We start from the raw sequence: 23,885 nt of genomic DNA, 5'->3' as shown, positions 1-23,885 counted from the left end.
TGTGGCCGTCAAAGGCTTTTAAAGACTGCGGTGGGCACTGGAAGATGCTGCCAGCCAGGCATCCCGCTCCGCGCGAAGCCACTCTAGAAATACCCGCACCTTTTTGTGACGCAGATGATCGCGCGGGCAGACGATCCATTGTGTCGTCAGTGTGATGCGCGGCGGATCGACCACCGGGCAGATCAGACGACCGTCTGCCAGTTCTCGCCACATCATCAGTTCGCTTTCCAGCGCGACACCGATTCCATCGGATGCGGCGTCGATCGCCATATGGCTTCGGTCAAACATGACCCTCTTCCAGCGGAAATCGTGGCTGACACCCGCTTCCTTCAGCCAGCGGGGCCATTGTGCCTGGGATTTGACGGAGTGGATGAGCCGGTAGCGCATTACATCCTTGCACGCCAGGGAACCCATAGGAGCAAGCTGCGGCGAACTGACGGGAATAAAACTCTCTTCGACCAGGCCTTCGACGAAAAGGCCCGGCCAACGTCCGTCTCCATGACGGATCTCCACATCGACGAGTTCCCGGTTAAAATCGGTGGGCTCGTTGGTACCATCGACGCGCAATTCGATCTCAGGATGCGCATCAAGAAAGGAGCGGAGCCTTGGCAGCAGCCATTTGTTCGAAAGCGTCGGCGTTGCCCGGATGTTGAGCGTCGTGACGGTGCTATGTCCGCGTATCGTGTTGGTCGCATCGGCAATCTTCTCGATTTCGTCCGCGATCATCTCAAAGTAGCGCTCGCCAGCCTCGGTCAGCACGACGCCTCGACCCATCTTGTTCATCAAGGTGACGCCGAGTTGAAGTTCAAGCGACTGGATCTGCTGCGTGACGGCCGAAGGCGTCACGCTCAGTTCATCCGCCGCCTTGGAAATGCTGCCGCAGCGTGCAGCCGCGTGAAAGACGACAATGCTTCGGATCGGCAACTGCAAGATGTACTTCCTCCTTGTATTCAGGGAGTGAGTTTACAAATAAACATTAGCTCCTCTAAACGGATCCACAGTAGTTCTAAATTGCGCTTAAGCAATTGCTTTCCTAGCGTGATCCTGCGTTTCGGCTTAACGATGCCTGAAGCGCAGGATGCGACCATCCTCTGGGAGGAGGCACGGTCATGCCAGGTTGGTGAAACGAAAGCGGGAACGGCGAACGGCTGGGCCGCTTGCGACGGGAGGATGACGTCATGACACTGAAAAAAACCAAGTTGTTTCTGATCATATCGGCAGCATCGCTGATGACCGCCGGGGCATCCTGGGCGGCCGGCAGTTGCTCTGCCTATCCGCAGGCTGCCAGTGCGCAGATCGAGTCGGTGGACCTCGACAAGCAGTTCGGTGCAGTACCAAAGCCGACAAAGGAACTGCGCTTCGCCTACGTGACGAAGACGCTGATCAACGAGTTTTGGCAGGACGTGGCAGCCGGAGTGAAGGCCGAGGCGGCAAAGTACAACGTGAAAGTGGACGTCCAGGCGGCCAAAGACGAGTCCTCGATGATCGAACAGCTCAACCTGGCCCAGACGATGCTATCGCAGAAGCCGGACGCGCTGCTGCTTTCGCCGCAGTCTGACTCCAACCTCGCTCCGGTCATCAAGGCAGCGAAGGCCGCCAACATCCCGACGATCATCATTGACGACGCCCGCACCGACGGCGCCAGCAGCTATGTCGGCACCGACCAGGTGGCGATTGGCGGCAAGGCCGCTGAGTATTTCGGCGAGCGCTACAAGGACGGTGGCAAGGTCGCCCAGATCGAAGGGGCTGCCGGTTCGCCCAATGCCCGCGCCCGGATCAAGGGTTTTCAGGAGGGCCTGAAGAAGTATCCGAAGCTGCAGCTGGTCGCCTCCCAGCCCGGCAACTGGGATCGCCTGGTGGCCCTGAATGCCACCAGCAATATCCTGCGCCAGCATCCGGATCTGGTCGGCGTCTATGCCAACAATGACGGCATGGCACTTGGTGTGGTCGAAGCCGTGCGCAAGTCGAGCACACTCGACAAGGTCGCCGTTGTCGGAACCGACGGCATCCGTGAAGCGAAAAAATCGGTGGGTGCCAAGGAAATGGCTGCGACGGTTGCTGAATTCCCGTTCGAGGAAGGTCAGTTGGGGGTCCAGGTCGCGCTGCGACTGCTGGGCTGCCAGGCGATCCCAGCCTGGGTGGTATCGCCCCAGGCGGTTATCACGTCCGATAATGTCGCCAAGTTTCCGGACCCGGTGATCTCGAAATAATGGCATCTTCCTGACCGGCTGCACCGCAGGGCGCAGCCGGTCTTTATCGACACGGGGAGGATGAAAACATGAGCTCTCACCACCAGCAGGCGGCAGCCGCGTCCACGAATGTGCGGCAGGAGACGCCACTCTTGCGCCTGTCGAACATCGAGAAGCGCTATGGCCTCAACCATGTGCTCAAGGGTGTCAATCTGGCGCTGGAGGGCGGAGCTGTTCATGGCCTCCTGGGCGAAAACGGCGCCGGCAAATCCACGCTGATGAAGGTGCTTTTCGGGCTTGTGCAGCCGGATTCGGGAACCATAACCCATGGAAAGTTCGGGGCGGTGAGGATCTCGGATCCCCGTCACGCACTGTCGCTCGGCATCGGTCTGGTCAGCCAGGAGCTGAACCTGGTGCCGCAACTGGATGTGGCGCAGAACATGTTTCTGGGGGCTACGGGCGCGCTGGAGCGGGTGCCGCGCGCGCAGTTGCGACAGCGCGCCGCAACCATCCTGTCCGAACTCGCCCCCCATATCAATGTCACGCAGAGTGTTGCCAATCTCGGCATGGCCGACAGGCAGCTGGTCGAGATCGCCCGGACGCTTGCAAAGGGCGGCGAGATCATTGCTTTCGACGAACCAACCTCCAGCCTGACCCCGAACGAACGCGACAATCTGTTCTCGGTGATCCGAAGATTGAAGGCCGCGGGCAAGGCGATCATCTACATCTCCCACCGCATGGACGAGATCCGGGAGATCTGCGACAGCATCACCATCCTCCGGGACGGACGGGTCATTCTGTGCGACGCGGTCGCCAGGCACGACGACCACGCCATCAACGAGATGATCACCGGGCGTCAACTCGGGACGATGCTCAAACAGGGTCTCGTTGCTCGCGCCTCTGCCGGACAGATCCTGCTCGAACTCGACCGTGTGAGCACCGGCCGAATTTCCGAGGTCTCGCTATCGGTGCGATCCGGCGAGATCTTGGGGCTTGCGGGCCTCGTCGGTTCCGGGCGGTCTGCGACGCTGCGGACAATCTTCGGCATTGACCCGATCGCAGGCGGCGAGATCCGGGTCGAAGGATCACCACTTGCGCTGTCAGGCTGCAAGGATGCGATCAACAACGGCATCGCCTACATCCCGGAAGATCGTCGCGGCCAAGCCATCGTGCCGATGATGAGCATCGAGAGCAATTTCGGCCTGGCCAACCAGAACCGCTTTTCCCGCTTCGGTTTCATTACCTTTGCACACCGCAAAGCCAGCATCCGCCGTTTCGTCAAAGATATGGGCATCCGCCCGTCCGACATTCGGGTCCCTCTCGGCAACCTCTCAGGCGGGAACCAGCAAAAGGTCGTCATCGCGCGCTGGCTGCAAACGGATGCCAAGATCCTGCTGTTCGATGAACCGACGCGCGGCATCGATGTGGGAGCGAAAGCCGACATCTATGCCCTGCTGCGCGACCTTGCCGCCAAGGGCGCGGCCATTATTGTCGTGTCGTCGGAACTGCCGGAAATCCTGCTGGTCAGCGATCGCATTGGCGTGATGAGCGGAGGACGTCTCGTTGCGCTTGAGGACAATGATGAGCGGATGGCCGAAGACCGCCTGATGCGACAGATGGCAGGGGAGAAGACACATGCAGCCTAACAAGACCGCAGGAGCAGCCGCCATGACGACCCAACCCGAACGCAGGACCGTCAGCGTGCTGAAAAGCGGCGAGTTTGCGCGCAAAGCAAGCGTCCTATCCGGCTGTATCGCACTCTTCATCGTCTTTTCGGCTTTGACGAGCAGCTTCTACCAGCCCGCCAATTTGCTCGATATCCTGCTGCAATCCTCGATCAACGCCGTCATCGCCGTCGGCATGACGCTGGTGATCATGACCAAAGGGATCGATCTATCCGTCGGTTCGATTGTCGGATTGTCCAGCATGGTTGCAGCGGACATGGCCAACAGTGGGGTCATGGCAGGCATCGGTGCGGGCCTGGCGGTCGGCGTCGCCTGTGGTTTCGTGAATGGCGTCCTGATCGCCAAGCTGAAGCTTCCGGACTTCATCGTGACGCTGGGAACGCTCAGCATCTTCCGTGGCGCGGCGCTGATCTACACCAATGGGCAGCCCATCTATGGATTGCCCGAAGAGTTCAGGGACCTCTTTGCCGGACAGTTTCTGGGCGCTCCGACACCGGTCCTGTTTGCCGTGGGCATCGCAGCCCTTGCTTATGTCATGGTTGCTTATACGGGCCTTGGCGAGCGGATCATCGCCAGCGGCGGCAACGAGGAGGCCGCACGTCTGTCCGGCATTAATGTCGAGCGCGTGAAGATCATCGTCTACACGCTTTCCGGACTTCTCTCCAGCATCGCCGGTTTCATTCTGATTGCCCGGATTGGCGCGGCTGAACCGATCGGCGGACAGGGCTTTGAATTGCAGGCCATCGGCTCCGCCGTTATCGGGGGCGCGAGCCTGTTCGGCGGGGTTGGCAACCCGTTTGGCTCGCTGATCGGCGCGATCACGCTTGGCGCACTACAGAATGGCTTGACCCTGATGAACGTACCGTCGTTCTGGCAGTATGTCGCGTCGGGATGTGTGGTGATCCTTGCCGTCCTGGCCGACCAGATGACACGGCCGCGCAGATGATGCCGGATTCCGGACGTTACCTGGTCGATGCACACCATCATTTCCAGGACATCGAGACCTATGACTATCCATGGCTAAAGCCAGACCGGCCACAGGCCCTGGAAGGCGATCTCTCGGCTATCCGTCGGAATTTCCTCCCCGACGAATATCGGGAGATCGTTTCCGGTTGGCCCGTGCGCAAATCCGTCCACGTCCAGAATGGATGGAGGGCGGATGATCCCGTTGGGGAAACGCGCTGGTTGTCGTCGCTGATCGAGGCGCACGACCTGCCGATGGTGATCGTCGGTTATGCCGATCTTGCCGCACCCACCTTGGCGGAGACACTGCGCGGCCATCTCGCATATCCACAGGTCCGCGGTATCCGCCAGATCCTGAACTGGCACGAGGATCTGTCGCTGCGCGTTGCAGCAACAGCGGACGTAATGGAGATGCCCGACTGGCGGCGTGGTTTTGCCAATCTTGCCGATCATGGCCTGTCCTTCGACCTGCAGATATACTGGCCGCAGATGGAAATGGCGCTCGAACTAGCGCAGGATTTCCCGGGCACCCAGATCATCCTTGATCACTTCGGAATGCCAATCGACCGCTCAACCGCCGCCTTGCGGCATTGGATGACCGCCATTTATCAGCTCGCATCCGCCGAAAATGTCAGCGTCAAACTCTCGGGCTTCGGCCTCGGACACCCTCATTGGTCAAGGAGCGATACGGTACCGCTGCTGCAGTCGGTCATTCGCGCCTTCGGCGCAGAGCGAGTCATGTTCGGCTCGAACTTGCCCGTCGACCTGCTGTTTTCCAAGGCACAGCGCATTGTCGAAGCTTTCGAGGCCGCAATCCGGTTCCTGTCGGAAGAGGACAAGTCAAAGGTTCGCCACGGCAACGCGGAGCGCGTCTACCGGTTCTGAGAAAGCCGCACCTACCAATCGCTGCCCCGCTGTCCGGACCAGTTGTGCCGTCGTCGATCCGTGGTCATCGTGCCAATACTCTGTTGGCGGAATGCAACACCCCCGACGGAACAGGGCACGTTCCATCGGGGGTCTGTGCCCGGCCAGCTTCGCCTCGTCAGTAGAGACCTAGCAGACGAAGCGGGCCAAGGGTCAAGTCCGGAAAAAGCACCAGCGCCAGGATCGCCCCCAACAGGATCGACATCGGTGCAAGTGATCCCTTGATGACGTCTTCAAGCGACATCTTCGCAACCTGCGCAACGGCGAACAGGCAGACACCAACCGGCGGCGTGATGAGACCGAGTGTCAGCGTGATGACCATGACGATCAGGAAGTGGATTGGATCGACACCCACAGAGACCGCCGGCGGCAAAAGCACCGGGATCAGGATAAACATCGCCGCGATGGCATCCATGAACATGCCGACAATGATCAGGAACAGGAAGATCAGAACGAGAGCCATCGTGGGACCTGAACTGATGGTGCCAAGGAGCCCAGCCACCTTTGCCGGCAGACCGTCATAGGTGAACACCCACGCGGCAAGCTTGGCGGTTGCTGCAATGAACAGGATGGTGCCCGACGTGCGCGCCGTTTCGATGAGGATCTGCGGGAGTTCCCTTGGCGCGATCGTGCGGTAGAGCACGACGGACAGAAAGAGCGTGTAGAGCACCGCGATGCCGGCCGCTTCCGTCGGCGTGAAATATCCGTCCACGATCCCGATCATCAGAATGACCGGTGTCAGCATGGGCAGGATCGCGGCCAATCCCGTCGTCATGACAAGACGCAGGTTGAAGGGTTTTGGTGGACTGTAGCCGTAACGAACAGCATAAAAGTGGTTAAAAACCATGAAGGTCAGGGCGATGAACAACCCCGGCACCAGGCCCGCGACAAGCAGCAGCCCAATCGATGCATTGGCGATCGATCCCGCAATAACGATCAGAATGGAAGGCGGGATGATCGAGGAGAGTGTCGACGTGCACAAGGTCATCCCAACGGCATATCCCTTCGGAAACCCATGGCGTTCCATCGCCTTGATCTCAATCGCACCGATCGAGGCGATGTCAGCAACGGATGAGCCGGAGACCCCGCCGAAAATGACGGAGGAGGCCACGTTCACATGCCCCAGCCCGCCCGGCAGCCACCCGACGATCGCTTCTGCGAAATCGAACAGCTTTTCGGCCACGCGACCCCGCTCCATCAGCACACCGACCAGAATGAAGAGCGGCACGGCAACGAGCAGGAACGAATTCATGGCCGAGAACATGCTTTGCGACAAAAGGTCGATCGGGGTCGAGGTAAACAGAGCGATCGCCGCGACGCTGGACAGACCCAGAGCAATCGCGAGCGGCACACCGAGCGCACTCAAGGCGAGAAACGTAACGAGTAGGAAAATGCTCATGAATTGCTCTCCGCCATCGGCTTGGCTTTCTCGGCAAGGTTAAGCTCCGGTGTGCCCTTGGCAGGATCATCCAGGGCAATGAAATCCCGGCGATTGCGCAGCGAATCGAAGACGCCCAGGACCCCGAGGATGGCGCTCAACGGCATGACGATGCCGATCAGCCACATGGGAATGGCAAGCGTGGCGGCGGTTTCGTTCATCATGTATTGCTGGCGAACCAGCAGCCAGCCCGTCCACCCCATCAGCCCGAAGAAGATCAGGCAGGAGCCGACATAGATCGGCACGGACAGCCGACGAAGGAAACCCGGCATCATAGCGAGCAGTACCACGACGCGCGCCGTCTCTACCGTACGAAAGCCGGCCGCGAGCCCGAGGAAAATCATCCAAACGAAGAGATACCGGGTCCCCTCCTCCGTCCAGGAAACCGGCACGCCAAGCATCCGGCTTGCGACCTGGATCAACACGACGATCAGGACGCCGGTCACGGCAACCCCTGCGGCGACATCCGTTGTCAGTTTCAACAGTCCTCTGAAGGCGGAACTGGGATTTTGCATGGTCATTCTCCCGTTGGGCCCGTCGAGTGACCGGCCCGTCCATCACATCCGCTCAGTTCTTGCCGACGGACGCGATGGTCTTGTCGAAGAAGGCCTGATCTTTCACCAGTCCTGCGAACACGGGGTAGAGCTGCTTGGACACCGCGACGAAGGCCTTCTGCTGCTCAGCCGAGAGCCGATTGACCGTCATGCCGTTCTTCTCCAGCTGCATGATCGTGCTGTCCGCCGTAGCGGCGTCATTTTGGACCTTCCATGCCTCCGCTTCGACCGCCGCTTCCGACAATGCCTTCTTGTGTGCGTCGCTGAGCCCGGCAAACTTCTCCGGATTGATGCCAACCACCCAGCCATCCGCCATGTGATTGGTCATAGAGACATATTTCTGAACCTCGTAGAACTTGGCGCTCAGCGGGACGTTGATCGGATTTTCCTGTCCATCGACGACCTTCAGCTGCAGCGCGTTGTAGACTTCGGCGAAGGCCATCGGCGTCGGTGCGGCACCCATCTTCTTGAAGAATTCCACCCACAGCGGGTTGTTGGGGACGCGGAACTTCAGACCTGCCAGATCCTCTGGCTTTTCGATCGGACGTTTGGAGTTCGTCATCTGGCGGAAGGGGCGTGGCCAGAGATCAAGGCCCTTGATGCCGATCTTGTCGAGGTCGGCAATCAGTTCCTTGCCGGGGTCACCGCCGAGATAGCCACGCAACTGATCTTCGTTGTCGAAGAGGTAGGGAATCGAGATGGCTGAAAATTTCGGATTGAAGTTGGCATAGAGCGAGGTCGCAAGGACCAGCATATCGAGCGAGCCACCGGCCAGTTGTTTGACCGCACCGGACGGATCGCCGCCATAAAGCGTGCCGTTCGGAAAAACCTTGATGGTCAATTCGCCGTTGGTCTTGGCTGAAACCAGCTCGGCAAATTTGTTGGCCGCAACCGTAATCTCGGACGTATCGGGGTCCGGAGTGGAGAGTGTCAGCGTTGCCGCCTGCGTGCCCGAGGCCACCAGCATCGCCGCGGCGCCGAGCATCAGTGTACGAATGGTATAGTGCATCATTTCAGTCCTCCCAAAGTGTGATTGCATTGTTCTGTTATGCGGAAGCGTCTCCGCTTTGATTTCTGCGACGCAGTTCGAGAATGACGCCGCTATGGTCCAGTTCACCATCGCCATGCTCCACCATGGCGCGGAACAACCGATCGACCTCCTCGCCGACCGGAAGGGTGATCCCGCGCGATCTGGCAAAAGCCATCGCGGTGGATGTGTCCTTCAGCTGATATTTTGCAGGGCCCCCCGGCAGAAAGTTTTCCTCCACCATTCGCAGGCCGTGCTGGCGCAAGACCGTTGAATCGGCAAAACCGCCGAGGAGCGCCTCCCGCACACGGGCCGGGTTGGCACCGCCGCTCTCAGCAAAGGTCAAAGCTTCGGCAACCGCGCAGATCGTCGAGGCGACGATCAGTTGATTGGCAAGCTTTGTGAGGGCCCCGCTGCCGGCGGGGCCGACATGCTTCACACGGCCAAGCGGCTGGAAGATCGGGGCCAACGCTTCGACAGAAGCTGCCTCGCCTCCCGCCATGATGGCAAGCGTTCCTTCTCTCGCCCCTTTTTCGCCCCCCGAAACCGGCGCGTCGACACAGCGAATTCCGAGTATCCGCGCCGTTTCGGCAATCGAAATGGCGGTATCCACCGGAATGGAGCTCATGACCACCAGCGTTGCGCCCGCCTTCATGCGACCAAGCGCCCCGTCCGGTCCCATGAGAACAGCCTCGCAGACGGGGCCGGAGCTGACCATGCAAATGACGACATCAGCCTCGGCCACCGCCGCCGGCAGGTTTGCCGCCACCACAACACCAGACGCCTGCAGCGCTTGCGCTTTCTGCGGGGTTCGGTTCCAGGCATTGACAGGAAAACCGGCCGCCGCCAGGCGAGAGGCCATGGGCGCACCCATTATCCCGGTCCCGATCACGGCGATGTGGGGAGTACCTTGGCTCATGTGATCCTCCGCCGTCACGGATAGTGGCGATCAAGGAACCGCACGGGCCGCTCCTCGATGATCAGTGGCGGAAAAGCCTCGCGGAAACGCGCAAGGTGCGGTGTTTCCAGATGCGCATCAAAGGCTGCGCGGTCGTCGTAGACCTCGTAGAACACGACGGTTTCGCCGTCCGTCTGCGGGCAGACCACATCGAACTGCCGGCAGCCAGGCTCATCCGCCACGGAGTGGGCGGCGTCATCCCTGGCAGCCTCAAGGAAGGCGGGCATCATACCCGCCTTGACCCGGAACTCGGCGATCACAACGAATGCTGTCCGATCCATGATCCGCACCATCACTCGGCCGCAATCTGCGCCGGACGGAAACGCTCTTCCATCTCGTGGCGAAGGTTCACCACATCAAGGTCATTGACGATCTCGACATCATCGAAGGAAACGATCTGGTCCTTCTTGACCGGGCGCTTGAGCTTGACGTTGTGCGCAAGGCCTATCGGAAGTGCCTTCAGATCAAGGCTGCGGGCCGCCGGAATGGCGTTTGCCCAGACCGCATAGCCACCTTCGCCATCGAGCATCTCGCCGGGCGCCATGTCCTTCTTGGCAGTTGCCACGGCATCGCCGCGGAACTCCTTGGAGCATCCCGTCGGCTCGTTACGCAGCACGGCCGACAGAACACTCACGGATGTTTCAAGCCCGATGATGTGGAAGGGACGCCACATAGACGCATACCAGCCGGAGGGATCCGTCAGCAGGCCATATTGCTTGAAGCAGGCGCGGGCATATTCGTTATGTGCCTTGAATGTGACGAAGACACCGTAACGAATGTTGTTGAATACCTCGCGCCCGTCCGGTTCCTGGCTGGCGGCAATATCGACGAGACCGGAGCGATCCATGCGGCCGCCATCGGTTGCCGGACGGAAGACACGGGCAAGATCGTGCAGGCCGGCGGGCGGGAAGGCAAGGCCGTTGTCCGGGCAATCAAGGCCCGTGCCGTTGGCAACGGCTGCCATTTCGATTGCGGCCTTCGTTCCGTCGGTGAAGGAATTGTACATTTTTGGGTTGAAGTCGCCCTTGGCCACTTCTTCGTCGGTCCAGCCGAAGAAACCCCATACGGTGTCCGGCGTGGAATAACGGTAGCGCGGTTCGAAGTTCATGCCCTTGCCGGCCGCCGTGACCTCAAAGCCGGTGGCCCGTGCCCAGTCAACGAGTTCGCAAATCAGGGCCGGCTGGTCGCCATACGCCATCGAATAGATGACCCCGGCCTTGCGCGCCTTCTCGGCAAGGATCGGGCCGACCATGACGTCCGCCTCGACATTCACCATTACGACGTGCTTGCGGCTGTCGATGGCGCCGAGCGCGTGACGTGTGCCGGCAATCGGATGACCGGTTGCCTCGATGATGCACTCGATCTCGTCGCATTCGAACAGCGCCTTGGCATCATCGGTCACGAAAGTCGTGCCGTTCTTCAACGCATCACCGCAGCTGGAGGCCGCGTAGCGGTCTTTCGGCCAGCCGACGCGGTCCAAAGATTCCCGTGCCTTGCCGACGTCCAGATCCGCCACGGCGACCATGTGCAGTCCGGCAATCCTCTGTGCCTGGGCCAGCACCATGGAGCCAAACTTGCCGGCGCCGATGAGGCCGACGCGGACGGGGCGCCCGTTGCCGGCGCGCAGAGAAAGAAGTGAATAAAGGTTCATGGCTGTTTCCTCGTCAGGGATATCTCGAGAGGACCCGGCCAAGTTATCGACATGCGTCATCCCCTGGCGGACTTACACATCCTCCAGCAACGGACCATCGCGGTCGATCATCTCCTCCAGCAAACACGACGACTGTCATGCCTCTCCCGACCGCCTCCCAAAGCGGCCTGTGAAGAGGAGATTAGGATGGCAAAGAGGTTAGCTCAATTTAGAAGTATCCGTAAAAAGATTAGCTGCGCTAAAAGACATCCTCTGTTAGAGGCGGTTCGTCTTGCTCTTGAACGGGATATGAACCTCCAGCGCCATCATGGCGCGCCAGATCGATCAAAAGTTTCATGGTGCAGGTCGAAACATGGGCATTGCCGCAAAGGCAGCGTGGTGGTAATAATTGCCACCGATATGTACAGAGGTCACCATGCCGAATGTTGAGAAAGTAAGCGTCTCAATGACGCCGCAACACGCCGAGCTGTTGCGCGATGCTGTGAACAGCGGCGCGTATGCCAGCGGAAGCGAAGTCGTCCGCGAAGCAATGCGTGATTGGTCGGCCAAGTGGATCCAGAAGCGCGACGATATCGCAAAGCTGCGCGCGATGTGGGAAGAAGGCAAGGCCAGTGGCCCGGCGCTCGAGGTCGATTTTGACGCGGTGTTGGATGAAGCGCGTCAGGAAATGGCGGCCGCCAACCCTCATGCCCGTTAAGCTTCTCTGGACACCCAAAGCTCGAGCCGACGTTAAGAAGATCTACATCGACATCGCTAAGGAGCAGCCTCGGAGCGCGGAACGTTACTTTTCCAAATTCCGCAAAAAGGCGGAAATGCCGATCGAGCATCCTCGTCTGGGCGAGCGTCATCCGGAAGTGTTCCGCACTGCTCGGATGTTAGTTGAGGCGCCCTACGTTATTCTATACGAAATAAAGCCTGACACTCAGGACGGACCTGTTCATACAGTTGAGATCGTCCGAGTGGTGGATGGACGGCGGGATCTTTCTGCCTTGTTCTGAAAACATAATTGAGGCCTTGAGCAAGTCCCAAACGCCTTGATGACGATCGAACCTAGGGGCCCTCCATTTCTCATCAACTGAGGGGCAAGGGATCCGTGCCTTCGCTCAGAATTGCAAGATATCGTCGGTAGCTGAACACGCGGCCACGCTTGCGGCCGGTCACCTCATCAACGATGCCCAGACGCTCCAGATCAGCAAGTGCGGCATTGACCGTTGGCGCGGAAAGACCTGTGATCGTAGCAATCTGGTTCGCAGTGTGGAAAGGATTCTGTTGGAATAGCTCGTGAATGCGAAGGGCCGACCCTGCTCTATCGCTCTCCATCGTGATCCGCTCCCGATCTTCCTTGAAAAGATCGACGATCTGCGTCGCAGCCTCAAACGCTTGATTGGCAGTGTCGGCAACGCCGGCCAGGAAAAAGTCCAGCCAGGCTTCCCAGTTTCCATGCTCGCGGACCTCTTGCAACAGCCGATAATATTCTTTCCGATGGGACTTCAGATAGAGGCTGAGATAGAGAAGCGGCTTTCGCAAAACCCCGTTCATGCAAAGATACAGGGTCACAAGCAGACGGCCGATCCGACCGTTTCCATCGAGAAACGGATGGATCGTTTCAAACTGCACATGCAGCAGGCCAGCTTTGATTAGCGCCGGCAACCGCGATTGGTCATCATGCATGAAGCGCTCGAACGCATCTAGGCAACCGGCCATTTCAGTGATCGGTGGCGGTACAAAGAGTGCGTTACCGGGGCGCGTCCCACCAATCCAATTTTGCGAGCGGCGGAACTCTCCAGGATCCTTGGTGCCTCCCCGCCCACTGTGTAGGAGTCTCGCGTGCATCTCACGGATCAGACGCAGCGACATGGGCAGCGTTTCCAGTCGTTCCAAACCATACATCATGGCATCAACGTAGTTGGATACCTCACGGATATCGTCAACCGGCTGCCCAGATTGAGCTTCCGTCTCAAAACGCAAGAGATCGGAGAGCGTGGATTGTGTTCCTTCAATCTGCGAGGAAAGAACGGCTTCCTTTCTCACATACATATAGAGGAACAGCTCCTGGCGCGGCAGCAGCATTGTGATACCGTCCAGGCGTCCGAGCGCGCGTTCAGCAAAGCTGAGGCGCTCCAACAATGAAAGCACATCAATCGCCGGCTCGGGCGGCAATGGTGGAGGTACGAACGCGCGTACTGTTTCACTGGCGGCGACCGTCTCGACGAAACGACCCAGGCGGTTTTTGGATTGGGAATCAGACATAATCCAATATCAGTCGCGCCTCTTATTTAAACAAGACGCATTTCATTTAATTAATCGGCGGACTTAGATAAGCGCGCTTAATTAACGCGCCGACATCGAGTTCTTGGGCTTTGATCTAGGCGACATTGGCGTCAAATACGATGAACGGGTACCACTATAAGTGGCGCGCCCGATAACATGCTTTGTTAAAGTTCGCCTCATATTTCCGCTCGCCCTCGGCACTTATGCCGAGAGAAACGGAATGAGCATGCCCAAACACGACCTTTCATCACGTCATTTTCAGCGAAAAATATCCCAATTCTGTGAACTGCGTATCGCGCCGATCACATCCAAACGGGTGCTGGAGAACATCCGACCCTTCCTGATGAGCTTAATCATCTATCGGAGATCGCCACCGCTTCGGAGCGGCCAACTCGACTGGACGGCGATAGGCCAGGCCTGCGGCACCGAAGCTGAGCTGACTGTAGAACTGAAAAAGCAGCTTCAGCCAGGACTGGATGCGATCATCCGGTGGCTAGAGCGACCGCCAGCGGTCGAGGAACAACATCGACCGACATCGACCGCTCGACCGGACAAAATGACGCCCGCCAAAGCGGCAGCCTCCGCGCCTTCAACCAGAAGGCCTCAACGCGCGACGGCCGATGGCGTCGTTGCTCCGTCTGACACGGCGCCCCGCGGGCCTGCTCCAAAACCGATCAGCCCTTTCCCGGAGCCACTATTCGACGCGACAGAGGACCCGGCGAGCTTTCAGGATGCACTGGTCTATCATATGCGTCGGTCGGCGACACCTATTGGCAGCTTTACCGCGCCGTTGTTCATCTGAATGAGACCTTCGACAACAAGACGTTGCTATCCTGGATCCAGGGAGAGCGTGTGCCCCGATCTATTGCCAGTTTCAACATCCTCCGCCGCATCGAGCAACGCTATCGACTTTCAGAGGGATATTTCAAAGAGAAACTGCCGCATCAGGCGCGCTCGCTCTATGGTCACGATCTCGGAGACATCAGCCCAGCTGAGCGTCGACGGATTTCATTACACCTACCCGAGGACTTCAACAGCCTTCCCTTCACCAAGCGCGAGGAGATCCTAGATTGGGTGCGCCGGGTGATCATTTCCGGCTCTACGGAATATCGCCGCTATCAGGCGGCGGCCAGCAAACAGCGATATGCCATCCGCTTTCCCGGCGTCACCTATGGCAGCAGCTTTCTGTCCTCTCGGTCGTTGGCCGCGGCGGCCGGCACCAATCAGAACGTTGCCGAAGAACTTGATGATCCTGATCTGCTCTCCGGCGTTGTCGATGCACCACCGAGACTCGCCATGGAAATGGCTGATCTCATCCGCTTCAAAACGTCGACGCTCGCGGCGATTGGATTCCAACGGAACGGCGTCTGGGGTGAAGAAACAGCGTCCCAGAAGATTGAGCACCTCGGCTTGATGTTTGGTGCCCTTGCCGCATCGCCCAACGGTGTCGTGAAGGGTTTTGGTGTGCCACTTAGCCGGTTGAGCTTCGGCCTTCTCGTCTTTCCCGGTGTTTGGGACTGGTATCTGCAGTGGCGAGAGCAGCGACGTGGCTTCTACACCAAGTGGGAAGAGGACATGCTGATGGTCGCCCAAGCCCTATCTCGCGCGGACGTCGGCTGGATCCGGCAGCATCCGGAGCTGCTTCGAAATGTCAGGCCCATTGCGGGCTTGATTGAGCAGGAAGAAATCGATGTTGCAGCTCGCGACTGGCATGGCGCCTGTGATGCGTTTCACCGACATGCCGCCAACCGTTCCAAGGAGATCCAGCGAGTGATGCGCGTGCATCGCGATCCATTTGAACCGATCATGTGTGTTCTTGAAGCGGACAGCCCTCTGGCGGAATATCGCAAAATCACGGACGAGATCGTGAGACGTATGCCGGATGAGACCAGATATCCCCGACCGGCCGCCGAGGCCGTTAGATCATTCTTGTTGCTTCGCCTGGGCCTGCACCTTGGGCTCAGGCAAAAGAACCTTCGCCAACTTCGTGTCTGCCCCCGCGGACACTATCCGACGTCCGAGCGCCGGTTGGAGGATTTGAAATGCGGTGAGCTGCGCTGGAGTGATCGCGACCAAGGGTGGGAGGTCCTTATCCCGTCGGTCGCATTCAAAAACTCCGGTTCATCCTTCTTCGGACAGAAACCGTTTCGGTTGATACTGCCGGACCTCCTCGACCTCTACGAATACCTCGATGCCTATATTGATCGTCATCGTGGTGTCCTCCTTGGCGGCGCCAAAGATCCCGGAACCCTGTTCGTCAAAACGGTGAAAACCACCAGCATAGACGCAGCTTACAACTCGACCACGTTCTACGAAGCTTGGAGGACCGTCATCCAACGCTATGGAATTTATAACCCTTACACCGGGCGAGGTGCCATCAAGGGCTTATTGCCGCATGGCCCCCACAACCTGCGGGACATTCTCGCGACGCATATTCTGAAGCAGACTGGATCCTACGAGCAGGCCAGCTACGCAATTCAGGACACACCCGACGTCGTGCAACAGCATTACGGCCGCTTTCTTCCGCAAGACAAGGCCGCACTGGCCGCCAAGATTCTCAATCAAGTTTGGGAAGCTGCGTAAGATCGAATGAGATGCTCGGCTCGGATACTCAGAACATGTTGCATCTGGGTCGAGTGTCCTCGTCTCCGCCTTGAACAGGTTCGAACCGACGGCCTCTTAAGCGAAGTCCTGACCACCCCACGGATTAACAACTTTTAATCCAGCTGCCTTGAACGGGCTTGTGTCTCTCGTTGCAACCACGAGACCCCTCTCGGCAGCTGTGGCCGCAATCAACCCATCGACCATACCGACGGCTTTACCAGATACTCGCGCGCCTGCCATGAGTTCAGAGTAGAACCGCGACGTGCCTGCAGTGAACGGCAGAATACGCGAAACAAAATGAGGTAGCACTTCATCCTCAAGACGAGCATGTAGGATGGCTTGACGCCGCCCGACAGGCATTGATGCGATCCCAAACCGAAGCTCCGCGACTGATATCGCGGAGATAAAGAGCGTTTCGATTGCCTGAGCATCCAGCCAAGCTATAACCTCTGCTGCAGGAGCCGGCTTCCACGGCTCTGATATCACGTTGGTGTCTATCAAGATCATTCGAAAGTCATTGGTTCAGCTGGTACCGTTTCACGCTGCTGCAGAGCTTCAACATCGCTCTCGGACAAGTCGGCCTCCCGACCGATATCCACAAGCAATGACCCAAGCTTTACACGCTGAGACGGACGAACAGCAGCCTCAAGGATGGCACGAATTTCCGCCTCAGTGCTCCGGCCATGATGAGTTGCTCTCACACGCAACGCGCGGTGGGTTTCATCAGAAAGATTGCGAATGGTAACCGCCGGCATCTTCATGACCTCATTAAGCCAACAATAATGATATCATTATAGCTTTTATGATATCATTGTTCAAGTGACTCGCGGGGATGCAGGAAGAGAAACCAGAGCCGATTTCCTCCGCCACGAAGGGACGAAACTGCGAGCTGCTCGTCAGTGGGCTTGCGGCGTTACACCGGAAATTTAGCCAATCGGCATTTCTGCCAGTTCCATTTTTTGAGTTATAGCCAGCCTTTCTATAACTCAAAAACATCTTCGGGCGACCGAAGCGAAGATTGGATCACTTAGATAATACCCCACGCCCGAAACCTCCCCCTCCCGGTCATCTCCCTCAAGCCCAGCTCCTGCACGATCCGCCGCGCGCCTTGCGGCGTGACCTCAAGCGTCTTTGCCACCTTGCCGGCGGAGATCAGCGGCCGCGCCATGACGAGCTCGACGAGCTCCGGCAACCTGGATGACGTCCGGCGGCCCTCCAGTTTGCGCATCATCATCTGCCGCGCCAGCACCAGCCGGTCATGCTCCTTCAGCCCTGTCTCGGCGGCAATTGTGAGCGCCCTTGATATCGCCAGCAACCGCGTCTCGCGGTCACGATGCCGGCGCCGATCGACGGGTATGGCTTTCAGCCCGAGACTGATCGCCGCGAGATGCCCGCCAGTGGTGATGCCGCCTTCGCGCAGGATCGAGGCGGCCAGCAGCCGACCGAGCCAGGGCGCATGCTGGAGGACAGCGATCTCATTCCATGCATCGAGGGCGACGATGGCCTGCAGGACCGGCGGCAGATCCTCGGCCCGAGCCAGCACAGCCTGCCATTCCTCCAGCCGCTCGTCCTCATTCCAGTCGAGATCGTAGACGAAGGGATCCCTCTCTGGAGCGTTTTTGACGCGCTCAGGCTTCTTCGCCTCTTCGATCGCGGCTTCGGATCGGGCGAGCACCGCATCGATCGCGGCAAGCGCATCGCCTAGACCGTCAATGTCCGGATCCTCCACCTCCCCTACTCCAGCCTCAGTGTCGCTCACCTCGACACCCCTATCCGGCACCCCCTCGCCGTCTCCACCCAATGATGCTCCGGCCCACGGCCGGCCGCGGAGCGAGGCGAGGCCGGGGGCCGACAGCGCCCAGGCGGGTGGATGGGCGGCGATGCGACGTCGGGTTTTCAGGACATCGCGGGCGATGGTCAGTTCGTGGGTGGGGGTGCGGATATCGCGGGTGGCGTCATGGAGGACGAGATCTTCGAGATGGACGAGTTCCCCCTCGATCCACAGTGAGGCGCAGGCGTCGGTGAAATGGGATCGTTCGATCCATCCCTGACCGACTGGTGATCGGGCGACGCGCTCGTCGAGACGCGCCAATTCGATACCGGTGTCGCTTTTACTTTACGATTTCAAACGGCAGAACGTCATACGTCTGTTAGAGTTAACGCGCAAAAATAGCCCAGATTTTTGCTAACGATTTCGATGGGGCTGCGCATGCCAAAGCCATTTCAAAATCGTGGAAGCGGCTGTGGCCCTTCCCAAGCAGACTGGTTGAAAGCACGCCGGACCGCCCGAGAGCTTGACCAGATCTTGGATGCGGGACGAGCCAAGAAAGACGCGATTGTTAGGGCGGCGGCTGAACTTCACCTGACGACCCGACAAATCTATCTCCTGGCCCGATATCAGGCTGAGCCAAGAATAACGGCACTATTGCCTCGGCTGCCTTCCGAGCGACGCAAGCGGCTATCGGAAACGGTGGAGGACATCATCCGCACGACGTTGCGCGACCAGTGGATGATACTCGAAGCACCGCCTCTCGCTCCGGTTGTTGCCGAGATCCGCGCCCGATGTGAGGAGGCGGGACTTGCAGCTCCGTCCTATGTGACGATTTCCCGGCGCATCCCTTCGTTGTTTTCGGCCGAAGAGATCGCCAAAAAGCGTTCGGCCAATCCAAAGCATCTGATGCGGCTCAAGCCACGGCCTGGTTATATTCACGCGCCGAACCCGCTCGATGTCTGCCAGATCGACCATACCCAAGCCGGCATCAATTTCGTGGAGATTGTCAATAATGGCGGGGTGTTCATCGGCCGCCCGTATCTTACAATCGTCACCGATGTTGCAACCCGCGCCATTCTTGGTTTCTGCCTTACGCTGGAAAAGCCATCGGTGTTGTCTGTTGCGCTCTGTCTGGCGCAGGCGATCTGCCGAAAAGACTCATGGCTTACATCGCGTTCCATTGAACATGCTTGGCCGATGTTCGGCCGTCCGAAACTTCTGCTCACAGACTCTGCGATGGAGTTCAAGGGCAATGCATTTCAGCTAGGCTGCGACGATTACGGCATTCGCATTGGCCATAGGGACCGCGGCAGAGTCCATCAGGGCGGTGTCGTCGAGCGGCTTTTGGGCAAGCTCAATGGGGTGCTGTCCACCTATCCCGGTTCATCAGGGCGTTCTGTGGCCGACCGCGACGGATATCCGTCGGAACGGCGTGCATGCCTGAGCTTTCACGAACTGGAGCGCTGTATAGCGCTGGCGATCCTCGATCATAACCGACAAGAAAACTCCAAGACGCTGAAAGTGCCTATCACGGAATGGCTTCAACGCAGCACGGGTTTGCGAGAGCGAATGGACGCGCCGGAACAAGTGCTTTTGTCGTTTCTACCCAATGCGGAGCGGCAATTGTCTCCGCAGGGCATCAGCATGTTTGCGCTGCATTACTATTCACCTTGGCTCGGCTCCCTCGTCCCGGAGCGCGACCGGCTGGGGAAGCTTGAGGTTCGATATGATCCCCGCGATATCAGCCATATCTATGTTCGTGATCCGGAAACGCGATCGTTTCGACCAGTCGAACGACGTGATGGCTGCCTCGAGCCGACGACGCTCTGGGAACATGATGCTGATCGCGCGCAGTTGCGAGCTGCCAATCACCGCTCGAGTATAGCGAAGGTGTCTCTGCGCCGTGAGATTTCTGCCATAGCCGATGCTGCCAAGCTGTCCAAGAAGGAAAAGCGCGACGTTGTTCGCAGGGCACATGCGGCTTCAGCCGAAAAGCCATATTCGACAAACGGCTCCGAAGAGACTTCCGCCGACGGAAATCACCCAGTACGGCAGAAGAAACGGCTGCCGGTGGAAGACTGGTAAGCGCCATGTCTCATCATTTATTTGACCATGTACGTCCCATCCTCGATCTGAGAGATGATGAGCGTGTCGCCTATATGCGGGCTCCGAGGTGGATAGGCCATGACATCGCGAGAGACAGCCATCAACGGCTGGCCGACTTGGTAGCCCGACCCGTTTCACTGCGAACCCAGGGTTTAATGCTCATAGGCCCGTATGCGAATGGGAAGACCATGATCGCAGAGCGGTTCGCGGTCGAACACTTGCGCGCCTCCTCGAACCAAAGAGTGTGGATCGTTCAAACGCGTGAGGGAGCAGGACTCGGCCATTTCTACGCCAGTATCCTCCAAGCCTTTCATGCGCCTGGTGGCGACATCTGGAATGTTAGCCGGAAGGCGGAACAGTTGGACCACTTGCTGGCGAGCATCAAACCCAGGGTGTTGATATTTGACGAGTTCCACAATGCTCTGCGGGGACGATCCCGCGACGTCGAAGGGGTGTTTGCCTTTCTCCGGCGGATTGGCCGGCAATACGATATCTCTCCCGTTCTCGTCGGCGAGGTCGCCATCTACGATTTCGTCAACGCCACAAGCGAGATGGCAACTCGCTTCGAGCTGGTCCCCATCCCGAGATGGCAATATAACGAAAGTTATCTGATGCTTCTGGACAGTCTCGAAGCGGCACTGCCTCTGGCGAAAGCCTCCGATCTGTCGGATGAAAAATTGGCTCGCCGAATTTACAGTCTATCGGAAGGTCTGATCGGAGAGATTGTCTCCGTTGTGACCAAAGCTGCCGTAGCGGCGCTCCGCTCGGGGGCAGAACGCATCACCAAAGCCGGCATCGATGAGCTTGGCTACATCCCCATTTCGCATCGACGTAACGCGACGTTGCGAAGGCAGCTGATTTGACTTCGAGAGAAACCAATGCTCCGATCATCGAAATCGGTGAGCGCTATCGCGATGTGGTTTTGGCACGCTGGCCCATCACGGTTACGCCACAGTGCAACGAGCTATTGTCGAGTTGGCTACACAGGCTCGCCTACGCCAACGGTGTGCCAGGGCGTGCTTTCGCCCGGGTACTTGGCCTCACACCTGGAATGTGGTCGGCCAGACTTGATTTAAAGTGTTCGATCACCCTGGCAGATCATCTGCGGCAGTATGCAGATATCACCTCAGAGCAACTCGCCGCTATGACGATGCCGGACGGTCTACCAAAACAGCTTTTTCTACCCCTTCGAAAACTCCACCGACAGTCTGGATCGACATGGCTACAATTCTGCCCACGATGCCTCGCCACTGATACGCACCCATATTTTCGACGAGAGTGGAGGCTGGCAACCCGACTTACTTGCGAAAAGCACAAAAGCAGGCTGCGAGATCGATGCACCGCCTGCAATCAGCCCTTGGCGGCCTTTGATCAGACCGAGCTCAGGCCGCACCATTATTGTTCCCGCTGTGGTTACGACCTCCGTCTCGCATCGACCATCAACCTGTGCCCTGCAGTGAGGAAGCTTGACCAATGCATCCATTAAATCTTTGGCTACGATTTGATTGCCGGATTGCCGATCGACGGTCTGCTTGTTCGGCGGTTTTTGGAAATCCCTCAAAATACCGGTGTCCATCGGCAGGGGCTCTTGACCGGCTTGTCCGCGTCATTTCGGGCCCGATGCTACGAGAGACTTGTATGCCACCCGAGCGAAGGCGACGTAGATCAATGCCACGCTCATGGAATTGGTGGGGCACCCACATCTCAGGCGACGAAAGAGAGCGGCCGCGATCTTCTAATCCGAATGCTTTCAGATGCGCTCAGACCTAAACGAGGGCGTCCGACCACAGGCCGGCCAATTTGCAATCTCACGCACTTCCTAATGACCGCTCAGCAGATGAGCCTGATTTCGACGAGGCCGAAGTCCCGCAGAAGGGACGCAACCGCGATCGTTCGTTGCCAATGTTGAGAACTCACCTCAAATCCTACGCCTCGGGAGCATCCTTGAAGGGGCCGATCGAGTCGATCTCGGCAATCTTCTGGAATTCTCCAAGATATTCCTGGCGGTGATTTTCTAACCACCGCGTGATACGGCTATTGGCAAGCAGCTTCGTTACATACCCCCTCGCGACGGTAAGATGAAGATTATCGATCCCGTACGTTTCTTCGACGTTCTTCACCTGGGTTTGTAACGCTGCCAGTTCCCTCTCCATGCGTGCGATCTGTTGACCGGATGGGGTGCCTGCGGCTCGGCCGGAGGATTTTTTTTGGACGACGAGTTGGCTATCCGACGTAGCGGCGCGTATCGCTTTGGCAAACATGATGGAAAAGTTATGCTGACCAATCATGAGATCGGCTGCCTCAATCTGCCGGACGGCCGACATTTGCCGCAGCACGTCGATGACGGTCATCGAGCATGGTGTGTCTTTCAGCATCTCTGCGGCTTCAGGGCTGATGCCGTCAAGCAGCCGAAACCGCCGTATGACGGAGTCGACCTGTAGGCCCAACGCATCTGCTATGTCCGCCGGGGCGACGCCTCTGTCGATCGCACGGGCAATCATCCTATGTTCCTGAATAGGAGCCAGCCGATTCACTCGTTTGTTATATGTGTACGTGTCGTCGTCGGTTGCGATCAAGCACTCGACATCCAAAATGCCGAGCTCTTTCAAGGCCTCAATCCGAAGATGGCCATCTAGTAGAAACCAGTTGCCCGGATTCCCGCTATCTGCGATCACGACCGGCGCTTCAACCAATCCAATCGCTTTGATGGAGCTTAAGACCTGCGCAAATTTTCTGCTTTCGCGCGCGCCGTCTGGTAGTGATTTCAGCGGTAGGATTGATGAGATAGCAATCGTTCGAATATCCCGATCAAACGCCAGGCGTATTTGCCCCTCCGCTTCATTACGACCGTCGGTCATAGTGCTCTCCGGATATTCGGCTCGCGAGCGCTTTCGGCATTGTCGCCAACCCCTCAGCTCTCAACAAATTGACGAATCCCTCGTCGGCGAGAAGCTCTTTAAGCGCTTCGACGATGAACAAGAGACGCGTCTGGGTGAAGTCCGACTTTCTGACTAAGAGGCGTTGTTTTTCAGCTTCCCGTTGATAGACCTGCATCAGATCATGGGCAGTCATGCGCCGACCCGAACCCTTTCGGCCGAGACGTACTGACGGCAGCCCTTTTCCTTGCGCGCGCATGCGCATATCAAGCAGGCGCCGAACAGCAGCCAATTTTTTCCCTCGAAGCTGGCCTGCCTCATAGGCTTCCAATAGCAGGCTCTGCGCCTCTTCAGTTTCTGCCCGCGAGATCTCCATCGCCAATGTAATCGGGATCAAGCCGGTTTCGACTGCCGCAACAAGCCGTTCTTCCCCCTTTTCCAGGAGCGTTGCGATCATATAGACCCAAGATGTCCCCACGCCGATTTTTTCGGCAATGGCGGCGTCGGTGTAGCCACGCGCTTTCAATGACCCGATCTCGCGCATGAGATCGATTGGTCGGGGCGTTGGTCGAGCAATATTTTCGACCAAGCTCATGACAAGGCATTTGTCCTCGCTCGCCTCAATGACTACCGCCGGGATCTCGCTCTGTCCGAGCATTTGAAAGGCTTCCAAACGGCCTTCCCCGCAAACCAGATCGTACCGTGGGCCGCCTGGGCCATTGTGGCGGCTGACAGTGATCGGACGCTTGAGACCAATGGCCTCGATATTGGTCACGATATCCCGGTGCTGTCGTTTGTTGCGAGCGCGCGGATTGAGCACCGAGATGCGTGAAATTGGGATCATTTCGATATGATTTGAATGAAGAGC

At 58.2% G+C, this 23,885-nt stretch carries 22 protein-coding genes and 1 pseudogene; 10 read left to right on the top strand and 13 right to left on the bottom strand.

Features of this window, described 5'->3' with window-relative positions; translation table 11 throughout:
• Positions 1-18: 18 nt before the first annotated feature.
• Positions 19-930 (bottom strand): LysR substrate-binding domain-containing protein, encoded by a 912-nt coding sequence (locus ASD54_RS03820; RefSeq protein WP_062553308.1) that lies wholly within the window; start codon positions 928-930, stop codon positions 19-21.
• Positions 931-1,178: 248 nt separating this feature from the next.
• On the opposite strand from ASD54_RS03820, the gene ASD54_RS03815 reads away from it, so the two are divergent.
• The 4 genes from ASD54_RS03815 to ASD54_RS03800 all read left to right on the top strand — a co-directional run bounded on the left by ASD54_RS03815 (position 1,179) and on the right by ASD54_RS03800 (position 5,722).
• The gene (locus tag ASD54_RS03815) at positions 1,179-2,210 is read left to right on the top strand and encodes a substrate-binding domain-containing protein (protein ID WP_062553307.1); all 1,032 of its coding nucleotides are present in this window, start codon (positions 1,179-1,181) and stop codon (positions 2,208-2,210) included.
• A 68-nt stretch (positions 2,211-2,278) separates the two neighbouring features.
• The gene (locus tag ASD54_RS03810) at positions 2,279-3,835 is read left to right on the top strand and encodes a sugar ABC transporter ATP-binding protein (RefSeq protein WP_062553306.1); all 1,557 of its coding nucleotides are present in this window, start codon (positions 2,279-2,281) and stop codon (positions 3,833-3,835) included.
• Positions 3,825-4,820, top strand: a complete 996-nt coding sequence (locus ASD54_RS03805; protein WP_156379055.1) for an ABC transporter permease — start codon at positions 3,825-3,827, stop codon at positions 4,818-4,820. The genes ASD54_RS03810 and ASD54_RS03805 overlap by 11 nt, the downstream gene beginning before the upstream one ends.
• Positions 4,817-5,722: an amidohydrolase family protein gene (locus tag ASD54_RS03800; protein WP_162249536.1), complete on the top strand. Its 906-nt coding sequence runs from the start codon at positions 4,817-4,819 to the stop codon at positions 5,720-5,722. Before ASD54_RS03805 ends, ASD54_RS03800 begins: the two co-directional genes overlap by 4 nt.
• 157 nt (positions 5,723-5,879) lie before the next feature.
• Here ASD54_RS03800 and ASD54_RS03795 read toward each other — a convergent pair whose 3' ends face one another.
• The 6 genes from ASD54_RS03795 to ASD54_RS03770 are packed head-to-tail and all read right to left on the bottom strand — an operon-like array spanning position 5,880 to position 11,389.
• On the bottom strand, positions 5,880-7,160 hold the full coding sequence (locus ASD54_RS03795) for a TRAP transporter large permease (protein ID WP_062553304.1): 1,281 nt from the start codon (positions 7,158-7,160) through the stop codon (positions 5,880-5,882).
• Positions 7,157-7,714, bottom strand: a complete 558-nt coding sequence (locus ASD54_RS03790; RefSeq protein ID WP_062553303.1) for a TRAP transporter small permease — start codon at positions 7,712-7,714, stop codon at positions 7,157-7,159. Before ASD54_RS03790 ends, ASD54_RS03795 begins: the two co-directional genes overlap by 4 nt.
• Before the next feature lie 52 nt (positions 7,715-7,766).
• A complete protein-coding gene (locus ASD54_RS03785) occupies positions 7,767-8,765 on the bottom strand; it encodes a DctP family TRAP transporter solute-binding subunit (RefSeq protein ID WP_062553302.1) in 999 nt (332 codons plus the stop codon).
• A 34-nt stretch (positions 8,766-8,799) separates the two neighbouring features.
• Positions 8,800-9,699, bottom strand: a complete 900-nt coding sequence (locus ASD54_RS03780; RefSeq protein ID WP_062553301.1) for an NAD(P)-dependent oxidoreductase — start codon at positions 9,697-9,699, stop codon at positions 8,800-8,802.
• Between the two features lie 14 nt (positions 9,700-9,713).
• Positions 9,714-10,019 carry a putative quinol monooxygenase gene (locus ASD54_RS03775; RefSeq protein ID WP_082547066.1) on the bottom strand — a complete coding sequence of 102 codons (306 nt, stop codon included), beginning with the start codon at positions 10,017-10,019 and terminating at the stop codon, positions 9,714-9,716.
• 11 nt (positions 10,020-10,030) lie between these two features.
• On the bottom strand, positions 10,031-11,389 hold the full coding sequence (locus ASD54_RS03770) for an SAF domain-containing protein (protein ID WP_062553383.1): 1,359 nt from the start codon (positions 11,387-11,389) through the stop codon (positions 10,031-10,033).
• Positions 11,390-11,804: 415 nt separating this feature from the next.
• Here ASD54_RS03770 and ASD54_RS03765 point away from each other — a divergent pair, with 415 nt between their 5' ends.
• Both ASD54_RS03765 and ASD54_RS03760 read left to right on the top strand, forming a co-directional pair.
• Positions 11,805-12,086 (top strand): type II toxin-antitoxin system ParD family antitoxin, encoded by a 282-nt coding sequence (locus tag ASD54_RS03765; RefSeq protein ID WP_062553299.1) that lies wholly within the window; start codon positions 11,805-11,807, stop codon positions 12,084-12,086.
• A complete protein-coding gene (locus ASD54_RS03760; protein ID WP_062553298.1) occupies positions 12,076-12,387 on the top strand; it encodes a type II toxin-antitoxin system RelE/ParE family toxin in 312 nt (103 codons plus the stop codon). Before ASD54_RS03765 ends, ASD54_RS03760 begins: the two co-directional genes overlap by 11 nt.
• Positions 12,388-12,460: 73 nt before the next feature.
• Here ASD54_RS03760 and ASD54_RS03755 read toward each other — a convergent pair whose 3' ends face one another.
• Positions 12,461-13,639, bottom strand: coding sequence for a Fic family protein (locus ASD54_RS03755; protein WP_062553297.1), 1,179 nt, complete (start codon positions 13,637-13,639; stop codon positions 12,461-12,463).
• 247 nt (positions 13,640-13,886) lie between these two features.
• Between ASD54_RS03755 and ASD54_RS03750 the strand changes: the two are divergent.
• Positions 13,887-16,243: pseudogene (locus ASD54_RS03750) on the top strand (hypothetical protein).
• Positions 16,244-16,339: 96 nt separating this feature from the next.
• Here the strand turns inward: ASD54_RS03750 and ASD54_RS03745 are convergent.
• The 3 genes from ASD54_RS03745 to ASD54_RS03735 all read right to left on the bottom strand — a co-directional run bounded on the left by ASD54_RS03745 (position 16,340) and on the right by ASD54_RS03735 (position 18,356).
• Positions 16,340-16,771 (bottom strand): type II toxin-antitoxin system VapC family toxin, encoded by a 432-nt coding sequence (locus ASD54_RS03745; RefSeq protein ID WP_062553296.1) that lies wholly within the window; start codon positions 16,769-16,771, stop codon positions 16,340-16,342.
• Complete coding sequence (locus ASD54_RS03740; RefSeq protein WP_062553382.1) at positions 16,768-17,019, bottom strand: hypothetical protein; 252 nt, start codon at positions 17,017-17,019, stop codon at positions 16,768-16,770. The genes ASD54_RS03745 and ASD54_RS03740 overlap by 4 nt, the downstream gene beginning before the upstream one ends.
• A 272-nt stretch (positions 17,020-17,291) precedes the next feature.
• Positions 17,292-18,356 (bottom strand): RHE_PE00001 family protein, encoded by a 1,065-nt coding sequence (locus ASD54_RS03735; RefSeq protein WP_244484662.1) that lies wholly within the window; start codon positions 18,354-18,356, stop codon positions 17,292-17,294.
• A gap of 117 nt (positions 18,357-18,473) precedes the next feature.
• On the opposite strand from ASD54_RS03735, the gene ASD54_RS03730 reads away from it, so the two are divergent.
• From ASD54_RS03730 to ASD54_RS25935, 3 genes are read left to right on the top strand one after another with little or no spacing between them, the layout of a single operon-like run.
• Complete coding sequence (locus ASD54_RS03730) at positions 18,474-20,120, top strand: Mu transposase C-terminal domain-containing protein (RefSeq protein ID WP_062553381.1); 1,647 nt, start codon at positions 18,474-18,476, stop codon at positions 20,118-20,120.
• A gap of 5 nt (positions 20,121-20,125) precedes the next feature.
• On the top strand, positions 20,126-21,004 hold the full coding sequence (locus ASD54_RS03725) for a TniB family NTP-binding protein (RefSeq protein ID WP_062553294.1): 879 nt from the start codon (positions 20,126-20,128) through the stop codon (positions 21,002-21,004).
• A 53-nt stretch (positions 21,005-21,057) separates the two neighbouring features.
• A complete protein-coding gene (locus tag ASD54_RS25935) occupies positions 21,058-21,627 on the top strand; it encodes a TniQ family protein (protein WP_244484668.1) in 570 nt (189 codons plus the stop codon).
• Between the two features lie 439 nt (positions 21,628-22,066).
• Here the strand turns inward: ASD54_RS25935 and ASD54_RS03715 are convergent, their stop codons facing one another.
• Both ASD54_RS03715 and ASD54_RS03710 read right to left on the bottom strand, forming a co-directional pair.
• Positions 22,067-22,999: a plasmid partitioning protein RepB C-terminal domain-containing protein gene (locus tag ASD54_RS03715; protein ID WP_062553292.1), complete on the bottom strand. Its 933-nt coding sequence runs from the start codon at positions 22,997-22,999 to the stop codon at positions 22,067-22,069.
• Positions 22,983-23,861, bottom strand: coding sequence for a plasmid partitioning protein RepB C-terminal domain-containing protein (locus tag ASD54_RS03710; RefSeq protein WP_156379062.1), 879 nt, complete (start codon positions 23,859-23,861; stop codon positions 22,983-22,985). The genes ASD54_RS03715 and ASD54_RS03710 overlap by 17 nt, the downstream gene beginning before the upstream one ends.
• Positions 23,862-23,885: the final 24 nt, after the last annotated feature.

The organism is Rhizobium sp. Root149, assembly GCF_001427345.1.
GTDB lineage: Bacteria > Pseudomonadota > Alphaproteobacteria > Rhizobiales > Rhizobiaceae > Neorhizobium > Neorhizobium rhizoryzae.
Note: the sequence above shows the minus strand (reverse complement) of the source record. Positions and strands in the feature narration are given on the sequence as shown.

Bases quoted from the DNA above. Each gene is read 5' to 3' on its own strand.
- ASD54_RS03795 (WP_062553304.1), bottom strand. From the start codon at position 7,160: ATGAGCATTTTCCTACTCGTTACGTTTCTCGCCTTGAGTGCGCTCGGT.
- ASD54_RS03785 (WP_062553302.1), bottom strand. From the start codon at position 8,765: ATGATGCACTATACCATTCGTACACTGATGCTCGGCGCCGCGGCGATG.
- ASD54_RS03765 (WP_062553299.1), top strand. From the start codon at position 11,805: ATGCCGAATGTTGAGAAAGTAAGCGTCTCAATGACGCCGCAACACGCC.
- ASD54_RS03730 (WP_062553381.1), top strand. From the start codon at position 18,474: ATGCCAAAGCCATTTCAAAATCGTGGAAGCGGCTGTGGCCCTTCCCAA.
- ASD54_RS03815 (WP_062553307.1), top strand. From the start codon at position 1,179: ATGACACTGAAAAAAACCAAGTTGTTTCTGATCATATCGGCAGCATCG.
- ASD54_RS03775 (WP_082547066.1), bottom strand. From the start codon at position 10,019: ATGGATCGGACAGCATTCGTTGTGATCGCCGAGTTCCGGGTCAAGGCG.
- ASD54_RS03740 (WP_062553382.1), bottom strand. From the start codon at position 17,019: ATGCCGGCGGTTACCATTCGCAATCTTTCTGATGAAACCCACCGCGCG.
- ASD54_RS03755 (WP_062553297.1), bottom strand. From the start codon at position 13,639: ATGTCTGATTCCCAATCCAAAAACCGCCTGGGTCGTTTCGTCGAGACG.
- ASD54_RS03725 (WP_062553294.1), top strand. From the start codon at position 20,126: ATGTCTCATCATTTATTTGACCATGTACGTCCCATCCTCGATCTGAGA.
- ASD54_RS03790 (WP_062553303.1), bottom strand. From the start codon at position 7,714: ATGCAAAATCCCAGTTCCGCCTTCAGAGGACTGTTGAAACTGACAACG.
- ASD54_RS03715 (WP_062553292.1), bottom strand. From the start codon at position 22,999: ATGACCGACGGTCGTAATGAAGCGGAGGGGCAAATACGCCTGGCGTTT.
- ASD54_RS03710 (WP_156379062.1), bottom strand. From the start codon at position 23,861: ATGATCCCAATTTCACGCATCTCGGTGCTCAATCCGCGCGCTCGCAAC.
- ASD54_RS03780 (WP_062553301.1), bottom strand. From the start codon at position 9,699: ATGAGCCAAGGTACTCCCCACATCGCCGTGATCGGGACCGGGATAATG.
- ASD54_RS03805 (WP_156379055.1), top strand. From the start codon at position 3,825: ATGCAGCCTAACAAGACCGCAGGAGCAGCCGCCATGACGACCCAACCC.
- ASD54_RS03760 (WP_062553298.1), top strand. From the start codon at position 12,076: ATGCCCGTTAAGCTTCTCTGGACACCCAAAGCTCGAGCCGACGTTAAG.
- ASD54_RS03745 (WP_062553296.1), bottom strand. From the start codon at position 16,771: ATGATCTTGATAGACACCAACGTGATATCAGAGCCGTGGAAGCCGGCT.
- ASD54_RS03810 (WP_062553306.1), top strand. From the start codon at position 2,279: ATGAGCTCTCACCACCAGCAGGCGGCAGCCGCGTCCACGAATGTGCGG.
- ASD54_RS03770 (WP_062553383.1), bottom strand. From the start codon at position 11,389: ATGAACCTTTATTCACTTCTTTCTCTGCGCGCCGGCAACGGGCGCCCC.
- ASD54_RS03800 (WP_162249536.1), top strand. From the start codon at position 4,817: ATGATGCCGGATTCCGGACGTTACCTGGTCGATGCACACCATCATTTC.